The organism is Edaphobacter sp. FHG110511_03, assembly GCF_059115365.1.
Map to the genome: position 1 here is coordinate 72,843 of NZ_JBZYWL010000006.1, position 22,430 is coordinate 95,272.

General features: G+C 56.0%; 17 protein-coding genes. 9 read left to right on the forward strand and 8 right to left on the reverse strand.

Features of this window, described 5'->3' with window-relative positions; all coding sequences use genetic code 11:
- Positions 1-208: 208 nt before the first annotated feature.
- On the forward strand, positions 209-3,820 hold the full coding sequence (locus tag AC5S26_RS22710; RefSeq protein ID WP_494187236.1) for a TonB-dependent receptor: 3,612 nt from the start codon (positions 209-211) through the stop codon (positions 3,818-3,820).
- Positions 3,821-3,829: 9 nt separating this feature from the next.
- Positions 3,830-5,284: a sulfatase family protein gene (locus AC5S26_RS22715; RefSeq protein WP_494187237.1), complete on the forward strand. Its 1,455-nt coding sequence runs from the start codon at positions 3,830-3,832 to the stop codon at positions 5,282-5,284.
- A gap of 62 nt (positions 5,285-5,346) precedes the next feature.
- Here the strand turns inward: AC5S26_RS22715 and AC5S26_RS22720 are convergent, their stop codons facing one another.
- The 3 genes from AC5S26_RS22720 to serS form a co-directional block, all read right to left on the reverse strand.
- Positions 5,347-6,015, reverse strand: coding sequence for a LolA family protein (locus AC5S26_RS22720; RefSeq protein ID WP_494187238.1), 669 nt, complete (start codon positions 6,013-6,015; stop codon positions 5,347-5,349).
- Positions 6,016-6,102: 87 nt separating this feature from the next.
- Entirely contained in the window at positions 6,103-6,495 is a 393-nt protein-coding gene (locus tag AC5S26_RS22725) for a hypothetical protein (RefSeq protein WP_494187239.1), read from the reverse strand.
- An 86-nt stretch (positions 6,496-6,581) separates the two neighbouring features.
- The gene (serS, locus tag AC5S26_RS22730) at positions 6,582-7,910 is read right to left on the reverse strand and encodes a serine--tRNA ligase (RefSeq protein ID WP_494187240.1); all 1,329 of its coding nucleotides are present in this window, start codon (positions 7,908-7,910) and stop codon (positions 6,582-6,584) included.
- A gap of 99 nt (positions 7,911-8,009) precedes the next feature.
- Here serS and AC5S26_RS22735 point away from each other — a divergent pair, with 99 nt between their 5' ends.
- The 6 genes from AC5S26_RS22735 (at position 8,010) to AC5S26_RS22760 (ending at position 16,475) form a co-directional block, all read left to right on the forward strand.
- Positions 8,010-9,710: an alkaline phosphatase family protein gene (locus AC5S26_RS22735; RefSeq protein ID WP_494187241.1), complete on the forward strand. Its 1,701-nt coding sequence runs from the start codon at positions 8,010-8,012 to the stop codon at positions 9,708-9,710.
- A gap of 17 nt (positions 9,711-9,727) precedes the next feature.
- The gene (locus tag AC5S26_RS22740) at positions 9,728-10,633 is read left to right on the forward strand and encodes a dihydroorotate dehydrogenase (RefSeq protein WP_494187597.1); all 906 of its coding nucleotides are present in this window, start codon (positions 9,728-9,730) and stop codon (positions 10,631-10,633) included.
- Between the two features lie 58 nt (positions 10,634-10,691).
- Positions 10,692-12,308, forward strand: coding sequence for a bifunctional phosphoribosylaminoimidazolecarboxamide formyltransferase/IMP cyclohydrolase (purH, locus tag AC5S26_RS22745; protein WP_494187242.1), 1,617 nt, complete (start codon positions 10,692-10,694; stop codon positions 12,306-12,308).
- A 167-nt stretch (positions 12,309-12,475) separates the two neighbouring features.
- A complete protein-coding gene (locus AC5S26_RS22750; RefSeq protein ID WP_494187243.1) occupies positions 12,476-14,554 on the forward strand; it encodes a tetratricopeptide repeat protein in 2,079 nt (692 codons plus the stop codon).
- A gap of 95 nt (positions 14,555-14,649) precedes the next feature.
- Positions 14,650-15,792: a dGTP triphosphohydrolase gene (gene dgt, locus AC5S26_RS22755; protein ID WP_494187244.1), complete on the forward strand. Its 1,143-nt coding sequence runs from the start codon at positions 14,650-14,652 to the stop codon at positions 15,790-15,792.
- Between the two features lie 50 nt (positions 15,793-15,842).
- Positions 15,843-16,475 (forward strand): DUF4126 domain-containing protein, encoded by a 633-nt coding sequence (locus AC5S26_RS22760; RefSeq protein WP_494187245.1) that lies wholly within the window; start codon positions 15,843-15,845, stop codon positions 16,473-16,475.
- Here AC5S26_RS22760 and AC5S26_RS22765 read toward each other — a convergent pair.
- The 5 genes from AC5S26_RS22765 to AC5S26_RS22785 all read right to left on the reverse strand — a co-directional run bounded on the left by AC5S26_RS22765 (position 16,472) and on the right by AC5S26_RS22785 (position 21,494).
- Entirely contained in the window at positions 16,472-17,374 is a 903-nt protein-coding gene (locus AC5S26_RS22765; RefSeq protein ID WP_494187246.1) for a M23 family metallopeptidase, read from the reverse strand. The two genes, AC5S26_RS22760 and AC5S26_RS22765, sit on opposite strands and share 4 nt — an antisense overlap.
- Before the next feature lie 91 nt (positions 17,375-17,465).
- Positions 17,466-18,080 (reverse strand): ribosome biogenesis GTP-binding protein YihA/YsxC, encoded by a 615-nt coding sequence (yihA, locus tag AC5S26_RS22770; RefSeq protein WP_494187247.1) that lies wholly within the window; start codon positions 18,078-18,080, stop codon positions 17,466-17,468.
- Positions 18,081-18,166: 86 nt separating this feature from the next.
- A complete protein-coding gene (locus AC5S26_RS22775) occupies positions 18,167-18,952 on the reverse strand; it encodes a hypothetical protein (RefSeq protein ID WP_494187248.1) in 786 nt (261 codons plus the stop codon).
- 139 nt (positions 18,953-19,091) lie between these two features.
- Positions 19,092-20,900, reverse strand: a complete 1,809-nt coding sequence (locus AC5S26_RS22780) for an MFS transporter (protein ID WP_494187249.1) — start codon at positions 20,898-20,900, stop codon at positions 19,092-19,094.
- A 249-nt stretch (positions 20,901-21,149) separates the two neighbouring features.
- Entirely contained in the window at positions 21,150-21,494 is a 345-nt protein-coding gene (locus AC5S26_RS22785) for an L-rhamnose mutarotase (protein WP_494187250.1), read from the reverse strand.
- A 181-nt stretch (positions 21,495-21,675) separates the two neighbouring features.
- On the opposite strand from AC5S26_RS22785, the gene AC5S26_RS22790 reads away from it, so the two are divergent.
- A complete protein-coding gene (locus AC5S26_RS22790; protein WP_494187251.1) occupies positions 21,676-22,425 on the forward strand; it encodes an SDR family NAD(P)-dependent oxidoreductase in 750 nt (249 codons plus the stop codon).
- Positions 22,426-22,430: the final 5 nt, after the last annotated feature.

Here is a 22,430-nt window from a genome sequence, read left to right on the forward strand (position 1 = left end):
CATGATCACCCGCGATACACATAATGTGACGGATCTACTCTGTCCTACGCTGGCTGCTCTCTGCGCCTTCTGTTCCTGTTGTCGCTGATCCCTGTGTTGCGTTTCGAATCTCTCTAAAATCAGCTCCGAACAATGAGTTTCACCTGCGTACCTGTCGGTATCGCGCGAAAAAACCATATGTTCGCTCCCACCACATACGGAGACATCTGTGTCCTTTGGTAAGGTATTTCTTCTTTTAGCGTTCATTCTGGTCATCTCACCATTTTCAGTACTTGCCCAGGTCGATACGGGAGCGATTGTTGGAACCGTTGTAGACAGTCAGCAGCAGAGACTTGCCGACGCTACGGTCATTCTTAAACGAGAATCGACCGGCGTCGAGCGAACGACGAAGTCGGATCAGGATGGCAACTTCAGCTTTTCTCCTGTTGGTCTCGGGTCCTATTCCGTGGCCGTGGAGCATGAGGGCTTTGAGCGCTATGTGCGGACGGGAATTTCGATCAGCGCGCAGACGACGGCACAGGTGGATGCAACGCTGCGTATTGGCGAGGTGACGCAATCGGTAGAGGTTGCGGCGGGCGCTCTCCTGCTGGAGACTCAGACCTCGTCGCTACAGCAGGTAGTCAATGCGCGGAGTGTTACGGACCTTCCTTTGAGCGGACGAAATGTGGCGTTTCTTGCTCAGACCGCTCCAGGGGTCACCTTCGCGCAGGCGGATTCACGCGGGCTTTCTGCGAGCGGATCTTTCAGCGCGAATGGTGCGCGTCGAGGGCAGAACGACTATCTGCTGGATGGCATCGACAACAATGCGGCGATTGCCGATTACGTGAATCAAACTCAATACGTCATCATGCCACCGCCGGATGCCCTGCAGGAATTCGTGGTGCAGACGAACAATTATTCGGCGGAGTTTGGTCACTCTGCCGGGGCGGTCCTCAACGTCTCCACAAAATCTGGAGGCGATGCATTCCACGGATCTGCATGGGAGTTCCTTCGGAATGAAGTGCTCGATGCGCGCAATTACTTTGCCACGGCTCCGAAAAAACCGGCTTACCGGCAGAACCAGTTCGGCTTTGCGGTGAATGGTCCGGTTATTATTCCGAAGATTTATAACGGTCGCGGCAAGACATTTTTCTTCTTCGATTATCAAGGGACGCGCATTGCACAGGGTAGCAGCAAGGTCGTGACCGTTCCTACTGCAGCACAGAGATCGTCAGGTTACACAAACTTCGCTGACCTAATCGCCCTACAGGGTGGGACGCGGACGGACGCTCTTGGAAGAGTATTTCCGGTGGGAACCATCTTCGATCCAGCAACAAGCCGCGCTGTGACGTCCGGCGACGTTGATCCTACGACCGGTCTTGCGGCCACCTCCAGTGGTTTTGTCCGCGATCCCTTCTATCAAGGGCCGATTGTGGGGCAAAGAAACTTTACCGGCGATGCGCAGAAGGTTTTGCTGAACCAATTGCCCGCGAACCGGCTCAATGCTTCGGCCATCGCATTGTTGAATCTTTATCCGTCGCCGACGGGGACGGCGCTGATCAACAACTACAGTTCATTTCCTTCTGTCACGACCAATAGCGACGGATTGGACCTCCGCATCGACCAGCACTTCGGCGAGCAGGACTCCGCATTTGCGCGTTACAGCTATCTCAATACGGATCAACTTAATCCGGGACCGTTTACAGGAGTTGCCGATGGTCAGTCCAGTCGTCCTGGCAACGGTGCGACGCAGGCCCAGAACGTTGCTCTGAGTGAGACCCACATCTTTACCTCCCGCCTGGTCAACGAAGCGCGGTTTGGATATAGCCGGGTGGTGGATATTCGCCGTCAACCTTTTGCCGGGGAGTCTGGCCTCCCTGAACAGTATGGTATAGGAGGGATTCCGCAATTTGCAGGCAATGGCGGCCTTCCTTCGCTTTCATTCGGGAATCTGGCGAACCTCGGTCAATCCGGCTCTTTGCCGAGCAACAAGGCGAGTAATATCGTTCAACTCTCCGACAATGTCACGATCTCACGCAACCGCCATGTACTCCGCACGGGAGTTCTCTATCAGGACATCTCCTATCCGACGTCGACACCTTCGTCGTCGCGAGGCTCTTTCGGATTCAACGGAATTTATACCTCTGTCGTCAATCAGACGGATAGCTCGACCGACCGGGCGCAGTTCCTTCTGGATCCGAAGGCCAGCACGGTCGCAGGAGGAATCAATAACGTAGGTGGAGCGAATAGCGTGAGTGCGTCGAACTTTCCGCTCATCAGCAATCTGCACCGATGGTACATGGGACTCTATGTGCAGGATGACTGGCGCGTGACGCCAAAGCTCAGCGTAAACCTTGGTCTGCGCTGGGAGTACTATGGCGTCCCCAAAGAGCGCGACGGGCGCCAGGCGAACTTTATTCCTGGACCCTCGAGCGATCCCAGAGTGGGGGCAACTTTCTTGATACCGGCATCCCAGGCGGCGAATGTGCCTCAGCAATTCCAGACTTTGCTGGCGAAAGACAATATCGCTTTTGTGACAACCAACAATGAAAACCTGGGAACGACACAGAAAAAGAACTTCGCGCCTCGCTTTGGCCTTGCGTACCAGGCGAACACTCGGACTGTGGTTCATGCAGGATTCGGCCTGTTTTATGGCGGGTATGAGAACTATGGACTCAGCGCCAGCCCGCCGGCGAATTTTCCCTTCAATATTGCGACGAGCTACTCCTCGGCAAACTCCGTGACGCCGTTGACTCCGGACAACTCCGTTGGAAGCATCGCCAATGGATTGCTGAATGTTCCATTGACTGCAGCGAATGCGAACCTGACCAATATCAGTCTGCTTGGGCGCCAGTATGACTGGAAGAGCGCCTACAGCGAGGCCTACAATCTCCAGGTGCAATATCAATTGAGTGCGACGACAGTGTTCAAGGTCGCCTATGCGGGCTCGGTATCCAGACATCTCCAGACGCCGATCAACACGAATACCCTAAACGCTGTACTTTCTCCGACGGCAAATGCGCAGACCAACAGCTTCTTTCCTGACTTCGCACGCGGAGGCGCTTTTATTACCCCTTCAGGGGCCACGAACTACAACGGCCTTCAGCTCGACATCACCCGCCGATGGGGCCACGACCTCACTCTTGATGCGAATTACACGCGATCGAAGTGCCTGGGGAATGCGCGCGATCAGCTGGATAACACGATCGGCAGCTATCGTGCTCCTTATGTTCCCGGTGCCGGAATCGGCTTCGATTATGCGCTCTGCGATACGGATGTCCGCAACATCTTCCATACCAGCGGCGTGTATGAGTTGCCTCTCGGACGCAATCAAATGTTTCTGACTCAGGGACTTGCCTCTGCAGTTGCAGGAGGATGGTCGCTGCAATGGATCGCGACAGTGCAGGATGGACAGCCGTTTACCGTTGCGTGCAGCGCAACGACCGCGGCGGGGCTTGGATGCAACGCACTCAAAGTTTCAGGACAGAGCCCGTATACGGATTCGAATAAAGTGGCTCATTTTTTGAATGCGTCGGCATTTGCCAACCCTTCTTCTGCAGCGACGGGTCTTGCCGCTCTGGGTGGTTCGCCGACGCAAGTGGCGGGCCCTGCTTATCGAAGACTGGATCTCTCACTCTTTCGTAAGATTGCCCTTGCCGAACAGGTTCGGCTGGAGCTTCGCGTTGAGGCATTCAACATCACCAACACCCCGAATTTCTCTGCACCGGATACCTCTAAAGCGGGAAATTTGAACTTCACCTCACCCTCAACCTTTGCCTCAATTACGAGTACCCGCGATAACTCAAGGCAATTGCAGTTTGCTGGAAAAATTTACTGGTAGGAGCATGGGATGTCAGAAAACACACAAAGTCGCCGGTCGTTCTTCAAGGGAACGATGGCGGCGGCGATGGCCGCAGCGGTTCCGGCCTCAGCAGAGGCGCAGCGGAAAGCAGCTGCGCATCTACCGGCGAAGAAGCCGAACATTATTCTTTACCTTGCGGATCAGTTTCGCTGGGACTTTGTGGGAGCGAATGGGCGCAATGGATCGACCCGTACTCCGAACATCGACGCGCTTGCTGCGAGGGGAAAGAATTTTACCCACACGGTGACGAATCAACCTGTCTGCGCACCTGCCCGCTCGGTGTTGTTTACAAGTCGGTATGCGACGGAGACGGGGGTTTGGCATAACGGGCTGGAGCTGGATAAGTCTCTGCCAACGCTCGCGGGAGAGCTACGCAAGGCCGGTTATACCTCGAACCTGATTGGGAAGTGGCACCTGGCTCTCGAGAATCCAAAACAGGGAGGCGATCCAGGTCCGGTGAAGGCAGAGGATCGCGGAGGCTTCCTGGATCTGTGGGAAGGTGCGAATGCACTGGAGCATACTTCGCATCCTTACGAGGGAACGATCTGGGATCAGAACAATCAGCCGATCACATACAAAGATGAATACCGTGTCGATTTCCTCACGGATCGAGCGGAGCGCTTCCTCCGACAGAAGCAAGAGAAGCCTTTCTTTCTTTTCATCTCGCAGCTTGAACCTCATCAGCAGAACGATATGCAGAGGCCGGTTGCGCCCAAGGGAGCCGCGGCGCGGTTCGTCAACTCTACTGCTCCTGAAGATCTGCGCGCGCTGCCTGGAACCTGGCAGGATCAGCTGCCGGATTATTATGGATGCATTGAAGCCATCGATTCTTCCGTAGGCAGACTTCGCCGTGTTCTGGAGGAAGAGCATCTCGCCGAAGATACAATCTTCGTCTTCATCAGCGATCATGGCTGCCACTTCATGACGCGAAACCAGGAGTATAAGCGGAGCACGCATAACAGCTCCATCCGGGTTCCGCTGATCATCGACGGCCCTGGATTCCATGGAGCGCAACAAATCCCTGAACTCGTAGGGCTGATCGACCTTGCGCCGACGCTATTGGAAGCGGCAGGAGTTTCTGTGCCGCCCACGTGGAAGGGGCACAGCTTTCTTTCGTTGGTTAATGATTTCGAGGCACGGCAGAAGTGGCCGAATCAACAGCTGATTCAGATCAGCGAGTCGATGACAGGTCGCGCGATCCGGACCCCGGACTGGACCTACTGCGTTGCCGATTTATCAGGCAGTACCAAGGAAGCGGCAGCGAAGACGTATCACGAGTACCAGTTCTACGATCAACGAGCTGACCCGCACGAGCTGGTCAATCTTGCGGGAAGAAAAGAGTATCGCGAGAAGGCGGGTGAGCTACGGGAGCAGTTGAAGAAGCTATTGGCGGACGCCGGTGAAGCGGAACCAGAGATTGTGCCGGCCAAGCTATATCCTTGATCGATTGGATACGGAGGCGGGTTGCAAGGCATTCAAGCGCTTGCAACTCGCCTTCGTGAAATCTATTTCTTGTACTCGTAAGGCTTGGTATTGACGGGCTGGTTATAGCGAATATTGGCGTACGTCGCGGTGCGGTAGTCCCCTGATGGCGTAAAGAACTGCTGCTTGAGCGAGATGCCGCGATTGAGATCGACCCAGATGACGACGTGACTGAACATGTTGCGAACATTTGAATCTTTGGAGACGAGGTCGAGTTTGGTAGTAGAAATCGTTGCGCTGCCGTCGGGAAGTGGCTCAACGCCGAGATCGGTAATGGTCCAGGCTTTCGCAAGATCGGAGCCGCTTCCTCCAAAGCCGAGAGTCAGGAAGCTCTCGTATTGAGCTTTATTCTGTCCAGCGGTATAGATCTTGAGGTCTTTCGTGCCGGGGTCGAAGAGGGCGAGCTTGCCGTCTTTATAGGATAGGAATTTCGCGGCTGGCGGGAGAATCTTCGCTCCCATCTCGAGCTTCACGCCGTTCTTCTTGAAAAAGATATTCCCATGCTGGGTTGTGGTTTCCTTGACCACAAGTTCATAGAAATCCCATTGGAAGTCGGCCTCAGCGGATTTGAAACGGGCGCTGGCGGTATCCATCTGGCGCAACGCCTGGTCAAGCTCACCGGGTTTGACCTGTGCGGGCAGGGTGAGGGGAGAGGCGAGAAGAACGAGAACGGCCAATCGGCGAATGGTCATGCGATATAAGTTCTCCGAGAAATTAGATGCAGAGCGCGCATGTCTTCTAGCTGGGACTCGTGCAATTTTTGCATCTGCATGGGAAGACTAACGAGTAATCCAGGCGTCATAGGCGATGATTTTGCCCTGAGCATCGCGAACTGCCTCGTAATGCTCCAACGTGACTTCGCCAGCGATCGGTTCTATGACGCGCAGGATCGCGGAACGGATGGCGGAATCGCTCTTATCGCCGTCGAGGGATTGCTGGATATCATCGGCGCGAATCTGATAAAGGAAGCGGCTGGCATCACCGACATTTCCAGCCTCCTTGACTAGCACCTCGGAGGAGTGGAGAGCAACTGTCTCAACGGGGCGATCCTTGAAGTCGATGAACCGAGGGCCGAGGAAGAGAAAGAGAAGGATGAGCGTGACCATGACGTCATAATGAAAGCTGCCGCGTTCATAGGTCCACCAGAAATAGGATCGCAAGGTTTTGAGCATCGGCTAACGTTCCTCAAGGGGGAAAGCCCCTTTGGTCAAGTTGCAAGGCGAGGCTAAGACGGTACTCATGATAAAACACGCAAAGCTCATCCAATTCGCTCCTGCTTCGTAATGACGGTCTGGCCGTTCATATACGGAATGAGCGCTTCAGGTACGCGGATCGAACCATCGGACTGCTGATAATTTTCCAGAATAGCGAGATAGGTGCGTCCGACGGCGAGACCGGAGCCATTCAAGGTGTGCAGGTACTCGGATTTTTTTGCCCCGGCTGGCCGGAACCGAATGTTGGCGCGCCGCGCCTGAAAGTCTCCGAAGTTAGAGCAGGAGCTGATCTCGCGATAGAGATCCTGCCCGGGAAGCCAGACCTCCAGGTCGTAGGTCTTCGAGGAGGCAAAGCCCATATCACCGGTAGAGAGCAGCATGCGGCGGTAGGGAAGTCCGAGACGTTCAAGGACCGTCTCAGCGTGACGGGTTAAAGCTTCGTGCTCTTCATTTGATTTTGCAGGCGTGGTGAACTTGACCAGCTCGACCTTTTGAAACTGGTGCTGCCGGATCATCCCACGAACGTCTTTGCCGTAGCTTCCAGCTTCACTACGGAAGCAGGGGGTGTAAGCACAGAAAGAGACGGAGAGTTGAGACTCGTCGAGGGTCTCGTCGCGAAACAGGTTCGTCACGGGCACTTCGGCGGTCGGAATGAGCCAATGGTCGCCATCCTGAAGCTCGCCGGGAGCGTAGGCGCCTTTGTCGTCGCAGTGGAAGAGGTCCTCTGCAAACTTGGGGAGCTGGCCGGTGCCGAAGAGCGAGCGGGAGTTGACCATGTACGGCGGAAGAATCTCGGTATAGCCGTGCTCGCGGGTATGGAGGTCGAGCATGAAGTTGGCTAGGGCGCGCTCGAGGCGGGCGCCGGCGCCAAAGTGGACGACGAAGCGGGAGCCGGAGATCTTGGCAGCGCGATTGAAGTCCAGAATGTTAAGGGCTTCGCCGAGCTCCCAGTGCGGTTTGGGAGTGAAATCGAATGACGGCTTTGTGCCCCACAGTTTTTCTTCGCGGTTCGCGTGCTCGTCGGCCCCTACAGGAACGTCGTCCTGGGGGAGATTGGGGATCGTCTGGAGGATGGCTTGAAGACGCTCGTCGGCAGCGGAGGCCCGGGATTCAAGCGATTCGACCTCGACCTTGAGTGTGCGAGTCTCTTCGGTCTGTGCTGAGGCGTCTTCGCCGGCCTTGCGAAGGCGGGCAATCTCCTCGGTAAGCTTATTGCGCCGGGCCTTGAGGGTTTCGACCTGAGTGATGGCTTCGCGGCGTTCGCGGTCGATGGCGGTAAAGTCGCCGAGGGCAGCAGCAGGGTCCATGCCACGGGCGCGCAGTTTTTCCTCTATAACGGACAAGTTTGCCCGGACAAATGCAAGGTCAATCATTTGAGTCTTATTTTAGCGGGTTTGTATGAGGCAGGCGGGATTCCATCATGTCAGTGAAATGTAGGGTCTTGTAGGACTACAAAGCGTTACTCTAAAACAATGCGTACTTTTGCCTCCGTTCTTCTGATTCTTGCCCTTCTTTTGCCGGGTGCGGCCCCCATGTATGGCGATGCATATCATGCAACACCGAAGCTGGTGGTAGTTCTGGTAATCGACCAGTTTCGGGGAGATTATCTGGATCGCTACCGCGATGACTTCAAGACGCCGAATGGCTTCAACCTGTTTTTGAAAAAGGGCGTTCACTTTACGGATTGCTACTACGACTACGCCAACCTGGTAACGGCGGCAGGGCACTCCACGATTGGAACGGGAAGCTATACCGATGGGCACAAAATTCCGGTCAACGAATGGTGGGAGCCGGATACGGATGGGAAACTCCGTTTCGTTACATCTGTGAGCGACGACCGGTACAAGCTGGTAGGCATGCCGGAGGGTGAGGCGACCTTTCCGGGAGCCTCGCCACACAGGGAAGCGGCTTCGACACTTGGCGATGAATTGGAACTGGCGACACAGGGACGGGCCAAGGTGTTCGGCGTCTCTTTCAAGGACCGCGCGGCGATCCTGACTTCAGGCCATGCGACCAAGGGCGCTTTCTGGACGGATCACGATTCCGGGGCGTTTATCACATCGAGCTACTGGATGCCGGAGTTGCCGGCTTGGGCGAAGACGTTCAACGCGAGTGATGAGCGAGCGAAGGCGCGGCAGGCGGCGGGAGTTCCAACGGGAAACTTCTACGAAGAAGTAGGCCAGAAACCGGCCGCGGTCCAGTACATGATGGATTTCGCGAAAGAACTGGTGAAGAACGAGAACCTGGGCAAAAACGGCGTGACCGACATGTTGACGGTATCGATCAGCAATACCGACATTCTGGGACACAAAGTTGGGCCGGATTCGCCGAAGCAGCGCGAGATGATCGATGCCGTGGATGTCTCCCTCAACGATTTCTTCACGTTCCTGGACAAGGAGGTGGGGCTTCAGAATGTAATTGTGGCCCTATCTGGCGACCATGGGGTGGCTCCTACAGTACGAGCAGCGAACGATGCTCAGATGCCATCGACGGCGGTGAAAGGTGCTGCGCTCCTGAAGGGACTGGAAGCAAGCCTCGACAAGAAGTGGCCGGTGAAGAAAGGCGAAAAATACGTTCTTGGCGGCCAGTATCCCTATATCCAGCTGAACCAGAAGGCATTCGAGGCAGCCCACCTGAGTGAGCTGGAGGCAGAGACAGCAACCGCGGAGATGCTGGAAAAGCTACTAACTGAGGACGGCGAGAAGCTGGCGGTGCAGAGTTCCAGGCAGTCTACCCCTGTTGGCCGCGAGGCCGATCCCCTGAGCCTGGGAAGCGTGTATCCGGTCGCGAAGATGAGGTCTGGAGAGATCCCCGATACGGAGTTGGGGCGGAGGATCCTCCATAGCTACTCCCCCTACGTGGGATGGGCCGTCTTCCTGAATTTCAGCGCCTTTCAGTTTCCGGGCAACGAGGACGGGGCGACCCATTACTCCTCCTTTGCATATGATCGTCATGTGCCCTTGGATTTCTACGGGGCGATGTTCATTCCCGGGACGTATCACGATCGCGTTGCCCCAGTGGATATCGCGGCGACATTTGCCTCGATTCTGCGCGTGAACCAACCCTCAAGCATCGAAGGCCGTGTGCTGACGCAGGTCATGAAGCAGGACACGGGGAACGGTACGCCAATGCATGGCCTTTCCCACACGGCGCATAAGGAGCAATCCAGGTGAGCACGCACGAGCCGGATATGAAGGTGAGCGTAGCGGGAGTGGAGCTGCGCTCTCCGGTTATTGCGGCCAGCGGGACATTCGGATACGGGGTTGAGTTTGAAGAGATCGTCTCTCTCGACCGTATCGGCGCGTTTGTGACCAAGGGGCTCTCGAAGGAGCCGATGCCGGGAAATCCCACGCCGAGGATCATCGAAACATCGGCGGGAATGATCAACGCAATCGGGCTCCAGAATATGGGTGTACGCCCATTTTTAGAGGAAAAGCTGCCGAAACTGCGCCAGATAAAAGGCGCGGTTGTGATTGCGAACATCTTCGGCTATACGGTGGAGGACTGCCTTGAGGTCATCCGGACCCTGAATGACGCCGAAGGCATAGCGATGTACGAGCTGAACGCGAGCTGCCCGAATACAAGTCATGGAGGGATGGTCTTTGGGACCGATCCGGAGCTGCTGAAGGAGCTGGTATCCCGGACCAAAGAGGCTGCCAAGCGTCCCTTGATGGTGAAGCTGTCGCCGAATGTCACCAGCATCGCGCAGATGGCACGTGTGGCGGAGGCGGCGGGGGCAGATGCCATCTCCCTCGTCAATACGTTTGTTTCTCTTGCGATTGATATAGAGACGAAGCGGCCCAGGATTGCGAATGTGACAGGCGGGCTTTCTGGTCCTGCGATCAAGCCGATTGCCGTACGGATGGTCCACGAGGCCTTCAAGGCGGTGAAGATTCCAGTAGTTGGTATGGGCGGGATCGTTCGTGCCGAAGATGCGGTGGAGTTCATGATGGCTGGCTCTAGTGCGGTACAGGTCGGAACGGCTAGTTATGCGGATCCGCGGGCTGTGGAAAACATCGCAAATGGGATGAAGAAGTGGTGTGCCTCCCACCAGGTGGAGCAAGTGCGGTTACTGACAGGGGCGGCGGAGCTTTAGGAATTCCGCGCTGTGCGATGGACGGCGCGGTTAAAGACAGGACATAAAATAGAAGGTGATGACTTCACATAGTGCTCCTTCCGCTGTTTCGGTAGATCTTCGTCCTGTTCGCCGCGCTCTTCTTTCCGTTACCGATAAGACCGGCCTTGTTGAGTTCGCCCGCGCATTGGCTGACCATGGAGTCGAGCTGGTTTCGACTGGTGGAACCGCGAAAGCGCTGCGTGATGCTGGCCTGAAAGTCAAAGACATCAGCGAGTTGACTGGATTTCCCGAGATGCTGGACGGTCGAGTGAAGACGCTGCATCCCAAGGTGCACGGCGGAATCCTGCATATGCGCGGAAATCCAGAGCATGTTGCGGCGGTTGAGTCGCATGGGATCGAGCCGATCGATATGGTGGTGGTGAACCTGTACGCCTTCGAGAAGACGGCGCAGAAACCCGGAGTAGCTTTTGCCGATGTGATCGAGAACATCGATATCGGTGGGCCGTCCATGGTGCGGTCGGCGGCGAAGAACTTCGAGGATGTAGCGATTGTGACCTCGACTGTAGATTATGGGGTTCTCTCCGAAGAACTCTCGACAAATAAAGGGGCTCTCAGCCGCGCGACTCGGTGGCGTCTGGCGAAGCAGGCCTTCGCGGTGACGGCGGCTTATGACGCAGGGATTGCCACAGCTCTGGAGAGCATCGAGGCACCATCGGGAGGAGCACAGTTCTCCAAAGATCTGCCGCAGACCCTGCGAATCATCGACCCTCTATCCCAGACGCTGCGGTATGGCGAGAATCCGCACCAGAAGGCCGCGTTGTATGTAGATGGGAATGGCAAAGGGGTTGCCGCCGCCGAGCAGCTTCAAGGTAAGGAACTTAGCTACAACAACCTGGTAGACCTGGATGCCTGTTGGGAGCTGGTGAGCGAATTCGATGCGGCTGCCGAGGCTGCAGTGGCGATCATCAAACACACCAATCCCTGCGGAGCTTCGACGGGAAAGACGATCCTGGAGGCGTACAGGCGCGCTCTCGAAGCCGATCCCATCTCTGCTTTCGGAGGAGTGATTGGGATTAACCGCGAGGTGGACGGCGAGGCCGCAGAGGAGATCGCGAAGCTGTTTGTGGAGGCAATCGTGGCTCCTGGCTTCACGCGGGAGGCCCTGGAGCGGTTTGCGGCGAAGAAGAATCTGAGGCTGGTCAAGATTACTCCGGCTGACACGGCGCAGGTGATCAAGCAGGTCTCGGGCGGGTTTCTGGTGCAGGACGCCGACCGGGTACGGGTTACCGAGGCTGAGCTGAAGATTGTCACCGATCGCAAGCCGACGGCCGAAGAGATGCGCGCCCTTTTGTTTGCATGGAGGGTATGCAAGCACGTCAAGTCCAATGCGATCGTGTATGCCCGATATTCGGAGGGCCACGGCCAGACGGTGGGAATAGGAGCCGGTCAAATGAGCCGTGTGGATGCGGCCCGGTTTGGGGCTATGAAGGCCGTTCTGCCGCTGAAGGGGACAGTCGCGGCGTCAGACGCCTTTTTCCCGTTCCCCGACGGGCTGGAAACTATTGCAGAGGCAGGCGCTACGGCGGTGATTCAGCCGGGAGGATCGGTGAAAGATGCCGATGTCATTGCTGCTGCGAACCGGTTGGGCGTGGCCATGGCCCTTACGGGAGTCCGGCATTTCCGGCACGGTTAATGAAAGGGCGAATATAATCACGGCCAAGCCCCCTGTGAGCGTCTATCGGGGGGACTTTGCAGCCAATCTGCCACAGCCGTCGTCTAAATGGGGAGTGAGTTTTCCGGTTATACTGCGAAGTTGATTTTTGAATCGCATTTTTATTTCGGCGGCACAGGAATTTATTGATGACGAAACCCCTTTCACGTGCCTCCATCCTTCAGCTGCTTTCGGCGGCTGCCGTTCTTGCTGTGGTTCCAGCCACATTGGCGCAGACTGCTGCTCCGAATCCCGCGCCAGCCCAGCAGGGGGATCGCGGTTCAGCCTACTACCACTATGGCCTTGCCCATATGTATGAGGACATGGCTGTGAGCGCCGGACGGCCTGATTTCGCTACCCAGGCGATCGAAGAATACAAGCTTGCGATGGACGCCGACCCAACCTCCAATACATTGAAAGACGGTTTGGCGGAACTCTATTTCAAGCTTGGAAGAATTCGCGAGGCCGTGACCTCGGCGCAGGAGCAAGTTAAAGGAAATCCAAATGACGTAGCTGCCCATGAGTTGCTGGGCAAGGTATACCTGCGATCGTTGGGAGATATGCAGGGCCAGCAGTCGGGACAGATGCTCAAGCTGGCAATCGCAGAGTACGAGAAGCTGGCCGAGTTGAAGCCTCAGGATATAGAGACCCGGCTATTGCTGGGACAGCTGTACGGCCTGAACCACGACTCCGCCAAAGCGGAGTCGGAGTTTAAGGCTGCGCAGAAGATCGATAACGACTCTGAAGAGGTCGTTCTGAATCTTTATCGCCTCTACACGGAGCAGGGGGACTATTCGCGTGCGGTCGACATTCTCAAGTCCATTCCCGAGGACGATCGCAGCGCGCGAATCGACTTTGCGCTGGGTGCGACCTACGACCAGCTGAGAAAACCCAAGGAAGCGATTACCTCGTATCGCAAGGCGCTTGAGGACGACCCGGATAACGTCGACAGCGAACGCGGCCTAGCAACGGCTCTGCTTCGCGACGGCCAGTTGGATGAGGCCTTGAAGGTCTTCAACAGTGTTGTAGCCGCCGAACCGCAGGACGCACAGTCGCAGATCAAAATAGCCGATATCCAGCGACAGCAGGGCCACTATGACCAGGCTTTAGCAACGCTCGAAAAAGCCAAACCTCTGGCTCAGGACAATGTAGAGCTGAGCTATAACGAAGCCCTGGTCTATGATTCGCTGGGCCGATACGACGATGCCACCCGTGCTTTGAAGGCGCTGGTAGACTCAACCGCGCATACAGATGGCGCTTATACGGATCAGGAGAAGAGCAACAGGGCAGTCTTCCTGGATCGGCTGGGAATCATCTATCGCGAGCAGAATAAGACTGTCGACGCGGTGGAAGCCTATAAGCAGATGATTCCTCTGGGTGGCGACTTCGCCAAGAATGGCTACCAGGGACAGGTGGATGCATACCGTGATGCGCATCAATGGAAGGAAGCGACGGCAGTAGCTGCTGAGGCCGCCAAGGCTTTGCCGAAAGATCAGTCTGTCCAGTTGATGTACGCCGGACAGCTTGCAGATACGGGAAAGATCGAAGAGGGAGTCGCGCTGGCGAAGGCGCAGATCTCTGCCGCCGGCGATCAGAAGGACGACCGTGAGGCGCATCTTGCCTTGGCGAATGTATATATACGCCTCAAGCGGTGGTCTGACGCAAACAAGGAGCTAAGCGCGGGCGAGGCGCTTTCGAACGCGCCCGCGGAGAAGCTCTATGTCTACTTCATGCGCGGAATCCTTGCAGACCGGCAGAAGCAGTACGACTTGGCGGAAGCCCAGTTCCGCAAGGCGCTTGCCATTGATTCCCAGAATGCGACCATTCTGAATTACCTGGGTTATATGCTGGCCGATCGTGGAGTTCGACTCAGTGAAGCCATGGCGATGATCCGCAAGGCGGTGGAGTTGGATCCGCAGAATTATGCGTACCTGGATTCACTCGGCTGGGCCTATTACAAGACAGGTCAATATGCGCTGGCCGAAGAAAATATTCGCAAGGCCAACGAGCGCAATAGCGGAGATCCGACGATCCACGATCATCTTGGCGAGGTCTATGAGAGGACCGGAAAGCTGAAGCAGGCCGTAGAGCAGTGGGAGCGCTCATTGAACGAATACGGTCGCTCTCTTCCGGCGGATGCCGATCCTGAGGATGTAGCCAAGGTGCAGCATAAGCTGGACAATGCCAGGGTGAAACTGTCGAAGTTGAGCACGACTTCCGTCAAATAACGTTTTTATGCTGTGGGGCGTGCCTTTCAAGAAAAGGGCACTCCCGTTCTCGTTTATGAGGCGTGATCGCCAATCCGGTAAACTGATGTTTGGATATGGCGAAGAATCTCAGGTTTTGCGCGGTTGTCGGAGATGGCTCCGACACACTTACGGCGCGTGTCTTTCCGGCTCCCGCGCGTTCGGGGCGAGAGGCTTTTCAGCGTGATCGTGAGCGCGTTGTGCAATCCCGAGCGTTTCGCAGGCTGGCCGGAAAGACGCAGGTCTTTACCAGCAGATCGTCCGACCATTTTCGCAGCCGATTAACCCATACGATCGAAGTGGCGGAGATTGCACGTGCCGCCGCGGTTGCCTTAGGCCTGAATGAAGATCTCGCCGAGACCCTGGCGCTGGTTCACGATATCGGGCATCCCCCTTTTGGACATGCCGGAGAACGTGCGCTTGATCGGTGCCTGCGCCGGCACGGATCGAGCTTCGATCATAATCTCCATGCATTGCGCATCGTGGAGCACTTCGAACAACGGTATGCTGCTCATCGCGGACTGAATCTTACGCTGGGGGTGCGAGAGGGCATCATCAAGCATTCACGCGATTACAGCGCTGCTGATCATCCCGAACTGGCAGAGCATTTTTTGGATCAAAGGCCTCCTCTCGAAGCTCAGTTGATCGATCTGGCCGACGAGATTGCCTACCTTACGGCAGACCTGGATGACGGCGTAGAGTCAGGTCTCCTGGAGATTGGCCATATCTGCGAGCACGTCGCAATTGTGGGTCGCTGCTACCGTACCGTTGAAGAGTCGCACTCCGGAATTGAAGAGAAATACCTCTTTCATGAGGCGCTGCAGTTGATGCAGAATCTGTTGACGGACGACTTGATTGCGACGACCCTCTTGAATGTGGAGGCAATCGGGGCCACTTCACTCGAAGATATTCGGCGATATCCAGAACGGCTGTCCCTGTTTTCCGCGCAGGCAGAATCGGAAAGGCTGGAGGAAAAACGCTACCTCTACGACACGCTTTACACGTGTCATTCGTTGGAGCGGGAGCATGACAAGGCCGAAGAAGTGGTGACGGCCCTCTTCGATTTCTGGATTAAGGATCCTGAAGAGCTTCCGCCCGGTCACTTTCAGGAGATCGAAACGCAAGGATTGGCGAGGGTAGTCGCGGACTACATTGCTGGTATGACCGACAGTTTTATCCTGGAGCAGTATGCCCAGGTTAAACGCGCCATCCGGCGTTGATTTTCAGCGTTTGCCTGATTGCTCTGAAGTGAGAGTAAAATTCCCCCACTATGGAGTTTTCGGCGGCGAACATCACGGCGCTGATCGTAGCGGCGAGCTTCGCAGGCGGGCTGAACATCTATGCGACTGTCCTGACGCTCGGAGTTCTGGCACGAACCCACTGGGTTTCGCTGCCCCCAGGTCTGGATGGTGTCGGCAACACGTGGGTGATGCTAACCTGCGGCCTGCTGTTCGTAATTGAGTTCTTTGCGGACAAGATTCCGGGATTCGATGTCATCTGGAATGGCCTCCAGACGGTGGTCCGGGTTCCAGTAGCCGGTCTGATCGCCTACCATGCCAGCTCGCAACTCTCGCCTTCCATGCAGCTGCTGGCTACGGCGATTGGAGCGGGAATCGCATTAGCCGCTCACAGTTCGAAGACGCTTGTTAGAACGGCGGTTACGCCGAGTCCTGAGCCGGTTTCCAATATCGCACTGAGCTCCGTGGAAGATGTGCTGGCCGTCGGGATCACGTGGTTTGCGACCCATCATCCCATCTTCGCAGCTTCGTTAGCGGCTTGCATTCTGATTGCAGGATTTCTCGTGGCTTGGGCATTGTTACGGGCAATTCAAAAGCCTCTGAGAAAAGTTTTTCGGACCGGCGCGAAGGCGGAACTTCCTTCAGAGCAGAGGCCTCCAGGCTAGTTTGCTTTTGATGCATGTCTCGGCGTCGGCAGTTCGAGGGAGAAGAGTTTTGCGGGATCGAGATATTCGCCCTGCCAACGAACGCTGAGATGTAGATGCGGCCCTGTTGCGCGCCCGGTTTGGCCGCTAAGAGCAATCAGTTGGCCACGCCTTACCCGCTGACCTATTTTTACATCGAATTTCGACAGATGCATATAGATGGTCATCAATCCCAGGCCGTGATCGATGATGACGCAATTACCTTCGTAATAGAGGAGCCGAGCAAGCACAATACGTCCCGAGTTGGACGCCCGCACTGAAGTTCCAGGCTTTGCTCGATAATCCAGACCGCGATGAATACTGGCCAACGATCCATTGAAGACTCGTCGAGTGCCGAAGGAGTCGGTGCTCGGTGCGCTCTCGAGCGGCGATAAGAAATCTCCGCTCCATAGTGGGGCATCCACGGAATCTGCGAAAACCCTGCGTTTGATCTTTTGATCCGCGGCGATGGCCTTCAGTGCCTTCGGACCTGGTTGGACAAACTTCTCTGGAACGGTAAGCGGAATTTCTTTGTAGGCAGATGGAGAGATGCCCACCGTGCGATGGAGGGTTTGTATCTTGCCGTCGCGCTCCACTTCGAGATTGAGTTCGTAATCTCCAGGTTTAACCGCAACATCTACGCCGGCGAGGGCATACCACGAGCTACGATCGTTCGCTGGGCGGAAGAAGCTGAGTTTGTGGCCTTGCCAGCTCCCGCTTACGATGGCAGCATCGGTTGATTCGACACGAAAAAGGCATGGAGAGCCACTCGCCAGATCCTGAGGCAGCCAGGTAATGGAGACTGGTTGCTGGGCCTTGGCGCAAGGTGTCAACAAGGCAAGGAGAGCGAAAGAGCAGACTGTCCGAAAGAAGTTCTTCATGCTGAACTCCGATGAATGCGATGATGCAATCTATTTGCGCTTGAAGACTAAAGAATACTTCACTTGATTTTGCGATTCATGGGCGATGCAGTTATTCGGCAACACTCAGGATGCGTTGCCACAGTGCAGCAGTTCCCCCTTTCGTTTTCGAAGAGACGGGAAGAATTTCGTCCACACCATGTTCTTGCTTCAACGCCGCCAGGCTTTTCGCGAGCACGTTTTTTGAGAGTCGATCTGCCTTCGTTCCCACAACGACAAACGGTCTCTGCGTCTGCTTGAGATAGGTGATCAATTGGCCGTCGCTCGCCTGCGGGGGGATATTGGTGTCGACCAGACAAACGCAAAGCGCGAGCGTCTCCCGCTCTCCAAGGTATGGCTCAATAAACTGCGGCCACTCCGCCGAGATCGACTTCGAGATCTTCGCGTATCCGTAACCCGGCAGGTCAGCGAAGATGATCGATGGAACCGCCTTCTGTTTTCCTCCAGTGGCGACCTCATGCAGCGCGAAGAAGTTGATCGCGCGTGTTCTCCCGGGAGTCGAAGAGACCCTCGCTTCTTTGGATCCCAGCAACGCATTGATCAACGATGACTTGCCCACATTCGAACGTCCTAGAAACGCAACCTCAGGAGCACCGTTCGTCTTCGAGTCGGTGGGAAAGTGTGCCGCATCGGTAGCGGATAGAAGGAAGACAGGGTTCAGGCGCATACATCCAGTCTATCGGGCCATGCATGTTGGAGAGCATAAAAGAGGCGTCCTTCGAAGGACGCCTCTTGAAAGGGAAGTCGTGAAATTTATTTGGTTACGGTTAGCGGAGTCTGCAGGGTGAACGAGACGATGGATTCGGCAGGGATGACGATGTCCTTGTTCCCCGTCAGTGCAGCACCGGCTGTGCCGGCTCCTGCCCCGACGAGTCCGCCGATCAGAGCGCCTTTTCCGCCGCCTGCCAGGCCACCGATCAGGGCGCCGGCACCACCGCCGCCACCGATCATGCCGGCAGTTCGCTTACCCTTACCTTTTTCCTGCTTCAGGTAGGAGCTGGTTGTGACCGAGTGGCCACCGATAGAGGTCACTTGGATAGCCAGGTCGCCCTCGCCCTTGAATTTGCCCCGGCCCTTGGCCGCAGTTACAGTTCCCTCAACAGGAGTTCCTCTGGGCAGCAAAACCTTGCCACTCGATGAGGTCAACGCAGAGGACAGTTCACCGCTGAATGAATCACCCACGTTATTGCTTTTTGCGCTGATCTGCTGTGACATCACTACGGAAACATGTGCTCCGGCGGGAGCGGTGAGCCGAACAGGCGCTGGTGGGGGCGCAGGTGCCGGTGCAGCAGCGGGTGCCGGGGCGGCGGCAGCAGGCGCTGGTTCAGGGGCCGGTGCGGGTGCGGGGGAGGTTGCCGGAGTTGCGGCGGGGGCAGCCGCATTCGAAGCCGACTGATCCGCTGGAGGCGGAGCTGCCGGAGCGGCCTGCGATGTCGCATCGTTGGCCGGGGCCGCTGGAGTCGAGCTCTTGCATCCTCCCAGGACAAGAACAGTAGTCAGAGCAAATGTTGTTGCGATGTTCCGTTGCATTGCGCGCATGAAAGTCTTCTCCCTGATACTGCAAATCTCGATAGCAATATACTCCGGATAGAGTACATCCGTTGGCGATAAAGTTGTATGTGACTCTTTTTGCAGCTACTTTTCACTCTATTGTCGCCTCTTCGTAGGTAAACATCCGTTACGCTTTGTTGCCCTCGAAGTATTGTTCGATCTCCTCGAGAGTCTTGCCCTTCGTCTCGGGAAGGAAGAATGTGACGACGACAAAGTAAATCACCGTAAATCCGGCGAAGAGAAAGAACATAAAAGAGTATCCATACTTGCTGACGACCGGTAAGAAGATGCCGGCCAACGTAGTTGAGACCAGCTGATTGATGACCAGAGCGATGCTCATCCCGTTGGAACGGATTCGCGTCGGCATCAGTTCGGAGAGGGCCAGCCATACCCCAACCCCGGGCCCGATCGCATAAAACGACATAAAGAGATACAGCCCGATTGCGACCAGCCAGCCGTGTCTCGAATCCGGAACCCTGCCTACCAATGCCCGATCGATTTTGAGCGGTGCCGTACGGGCGGCGTCGAGATCGGCAAAAGGATTCTTGAAGAACGCTTCAACTTTATTGGAAGGAACAGCGCTCTCCCGTGTGATCTGGATAGGTGCCGCTCCGGCGTCATCGGTTCGCACAAAGCTTGTCGCCGCGGTGAAGTCACCGTAGGAGTATATGACCGCCAGGGAGGCACGCTGGCTGTCGATCGCACTTGCTTTGTCGCCGGTACCCAGCAGACGCTTCGCCTCGGCTGGATTAAACGTAAGGTTGAGAGTCTGATCCGGAGCAACCATCGCCTGTACCGCATCCCGGCAGTCCTGATTCAGCTTCTCCGTGCCGAGAAACAGCAGGCCCACACCAATCAACGAAACGATGATCCCCGAGGTTCCGAGAATGAACAGGAACTTGCGTCCCTTGCGGTCGATTAGGGTCATGCCACCGATCGTCATCACGAAGTTGACAACGGTAAACAACACATATCCCCAATGGGCATGGAGGTCGGACAGACCGCTTTGCAACAGAATGGCCGTGTTGTAGCCGATGATCGAGTTCACGCCGGTAGCGGTATTGCAGAACAGGATGATGCAGGCAAGAAGAAAGGGGATTACATACTTCCGTCGCAGGAGCGAATCTTTAACCGCACCTCCCGTGGTTGACGGCTCCTTCGTCGCTGCTGCAATGCGCTCCATCTCGGCCATCTCCATCCTGGCCTGCGGCATCTCACGCGAACGTTGCAACGCAGCTAAAGCTTTTTCCCGTCGCCCGCGGAGGAACAGCCAGCGAGGCGATTCCGCGACAAACAGACTACCAAGGACAAAGAGAATTCCAGGCGGCAAAGATACCCAGAAGATCCGCCTCCAGGCCTGATCTTTAAAGGCGAACAGAGTTGCCGCGTCGGAGACTTTGGCCACGGCTTCCACCCGATAGCTGTAATAGATCCCGATCAACGCGGCCGAGACAATGCCAAGCGTAAGCAACCATTGAAAGACCGCGGTGCCTTTGCCCCGATTGCTCGCCGGGAGACATTCCGCGAGATAAAGCGGAACCACCACACCGATCAAGCCGCCGCTAACGCCCTGCAACAGCCGTCCAAAGAACAGGGGGCCATAGCCGTGTGCCACCGCAATCATGGGGATACTCAGAACGAACGTCAAGCCACTGATGACCATCAGGGGCTTACGACCCAACCAATCGGCGAGCAGGCCGGCAAACAGCGTCGAGATGACGCTTCCAAGCAGCACTGCGGCCACGATGACGGAGAGTTGGCCGGCGTTCAGCCGCGAAGTTGCCTCCAGATAGGGAAGCGCGCCGCCGATAATACCGACGTCCACTCCATAAAGCAGGCCTCCAAGTCCTGCTACCAGGAGCAGAAAGCGGTTGTAATTGGACTTCATCCCGGCATCGGATGGGGCGGAGGAAGAACTTGACGCGTTATAGGTCATAGGCCATCTGGATTTGAACTTGTCGTTGATGCAGCAATGATTCGGTCCACGAAAAAAATGCAACAGAGGTGCGGTATCTCAAGGGTTAATAAGGCCCGATATTTGCAACTTCCCCGGCATAAGTCGGTTCGCCTGTTACCTGTGGGTACCACCCCATCCATATTGTCTTTGCAACACCATATCAGTCCACGAAAAGATAGGGAACGTTTGGTCTCCTGCTCCGGCAGAACGTGGCACGCTGGCGTGTTATTAATCCTTTTGTTCCTGCAGGCTGAATATGCGCTCCATTCGCACCCAGCGTTGGCCGGGACGAGACTGGGGGAGTGGCTGTTGGAAGCGGCCCATCAAGGCCTCCCACTCCTGAACCTTGGGATTCGCTGCATCGGCAGTGGCTTTGGCCGAGAGAGAAAAGGTTTCGTCGACATCCATGATCATGAAGAGCCGCGTGCCTAGAAGATAAATTTCCATGTCCACAATGCCGGCTCCGCTGATGCTGTCCCTGATCTCAGGCCATATTTTCTGGTGATATCGCTTATATTCCGCAATAGCGGTGGCATCGTCCTTAAGGTCAAGAGCTAAACAATAACGAGGCATAGCTTCCTCCACAGTTCTGCGGCATTCTATCGGAAAGAGGGGTCGGGATTTGCCGAAATGCATTTGGCAGGCGAGCGCATGCTGCCAGGAAGTATTCTTGTCATTTTCAGTTGCCTGCTCAGGTTGATAGCGCCACAAATCGAAAAACGAGGTATCCTTCTGGAGGATATTATTTCAATATATGAGTGAATCCTTTTACCTGAAAAACAAGGTGGCCCTCATCACCGGCGGCGCCAGCGGAATTGGAGCAGCAACGGCGCGCGAGCTTGCACGTGCCGGGGCTCAGGTGATCATCGCAGATATTCACCTTCCAGCAGCCGAATCTCTCGCCAGCGAGCTTTCCGGCTCCCGCGCGGTTGGCATGGACGTGAGCGATTCGGCTTCTATACGTCTGGCTTTTGACAGTATTTCCCAGCTCGATATCCTCGTGAACAACGCCGGCATCGGCCTGGTGGGCGACATCTCGGCCACTTCGGAGGAGGACTTCGAGCGAGTCATGCGCGTCAACGTCAACAGCGTCTTTCTAGTGACGAAGGCGGCTTTGCCTTTACTGCTGGCTTCTCGAGGATCGATCGTTAACATCGGTTCGGTGGCAGGCTCTGTCGGCGTGAAACAACGATTCGCTTACTGCGCCAGCAAGGGCGCGGTGCAGGCAATCACACGGCAGATTGCGGTGGACTATCCCAAAGAGCTTCGCGTCAACTGTATTGCCCCGGGAACCGTCCAGTCCCCGTTCGTTGAAGGCTATCTCGAGAAATACCATGCTCACGAGAAAGAGAAGGTCCGCGCCGAGTTAGTGGCGCGACAGCCGATCGGAAGACTCGGTACTCCCGAGGACATCGCGTCTCTTGTTCGCTATCTGTGCTCCAAAGAGGCGGAATTTATAAACGGCGCCGTCATTCCCATTGATGGCGGGTGGACGGCCGCGTGAACGAT

Coding starts and splice junctions, on each gene's coding strand:
- AC5S26_RS22790 (WP_494187251.1), top strand. CDS start 21,676: ATGAGTGAATCCTTTTACCTGAAAAACAAGGTGGCCCTCATCACCGGC.
- purH (WP_494187242.1), top strand. CDS start 10,692: ATGACTTCACATAGTGCTCCTTCCGCTGTTTCGGTAGATCTTCGTCCT.
- AC5S26_RS22775 (WP_494187248.1), bottom strand. CDS start 18,952: ATGCGCGCAATGCAACGGAACATCGCAACAACATTTGCTCTGACTACT.
- dgt (WP_494187244.1), top strand. CDS start 14,650: ATGGCGAAGAATCTCAGGTTTTGCGCGGTTGTCGGAGATGGCTCCGAC.
- AC5S26_RS22750 (WP_494187243.1), top strand. CDS start 12,476: ATGACGAAACCCCTTTCACGTGCCTCCATCCTTCAGCTGCTTTCGGCG.
- AC5S26_RS22780 (WP_494187249.1), bottom strand. CDS start 20,900: ATGACCTATAACGCGTCAAGTTCTTCCTCCGCCCCATCCGATGCCGGG.
- AC5S26_RS22725 (WP_494187239.1), bottom strand. CDS start 6,495: ATGCTCAAAACCTTGCGATCCTATTTCTGGTGGACCTATGAACGCGGC.
- AC5S26_RS22735 (WP_494187241.1), top strand. CDS start 8,010: ATGCGTACTTTTGCCTCCGTTCTTCTGATTCTTGCCCTTCTTTTGCCG.
- AC5S26_RS22720 (WP_494187238.1), bottom strand. CDS start 6,015: ATGACCATTCGCCGATTGGCCGTTCTCGTTCTTCTCGCCTCTCCCCTC.
- AC5S26_RS22765 (WP_494187246.1), bottom strand. CDS start 17,374: ATGAAGAACTTCTTTCGGACAGTCTGCTCTTTCGCTCTCCTTGCCTTG.
- yihA (WP_494187247.1), bottom strand. CDS start 18,080: ATGCGCCTGAACCCTGTCTTCCTTCTATCCGCTACCGATGCGGCACAC.
- serS (WP_494187240.1), bottom strand. CDS start 7,910: ATGATTGACCTTGCATTTGTCCGGGCAAACTTGTCCGTTATAGAGGAA.
- AC5S26_RS22740 (WP_494187597.1), top strand. CDS start 9,728: ATGAAGGTGAGCGTAGCGGGAGTGGAGCTGCGCTCTCCGGTTATTGCG.
- AC5S26_RS22715 (WP_494187237.1), top strand. CDS start 3,830: ATGTCAGAAAACACACAAAGTCGCCGGTCGTTCTTCAAGGGAACGATG.
- AC5S26_RS22760 (WP_494187245.1), top strand. CDS start 15,843: ATGGAGTTTTCGGCGGCGAACATCACGGCGCTGATCGTAGCGGCGAGC.
- AC5S26_RS22785 (WP_494187250.1), bottom strand. CDS start 21,494: ATGCCTCGTTATTGTTTAGCTCTTGACCTTAAGGACGATGCCACCGCT.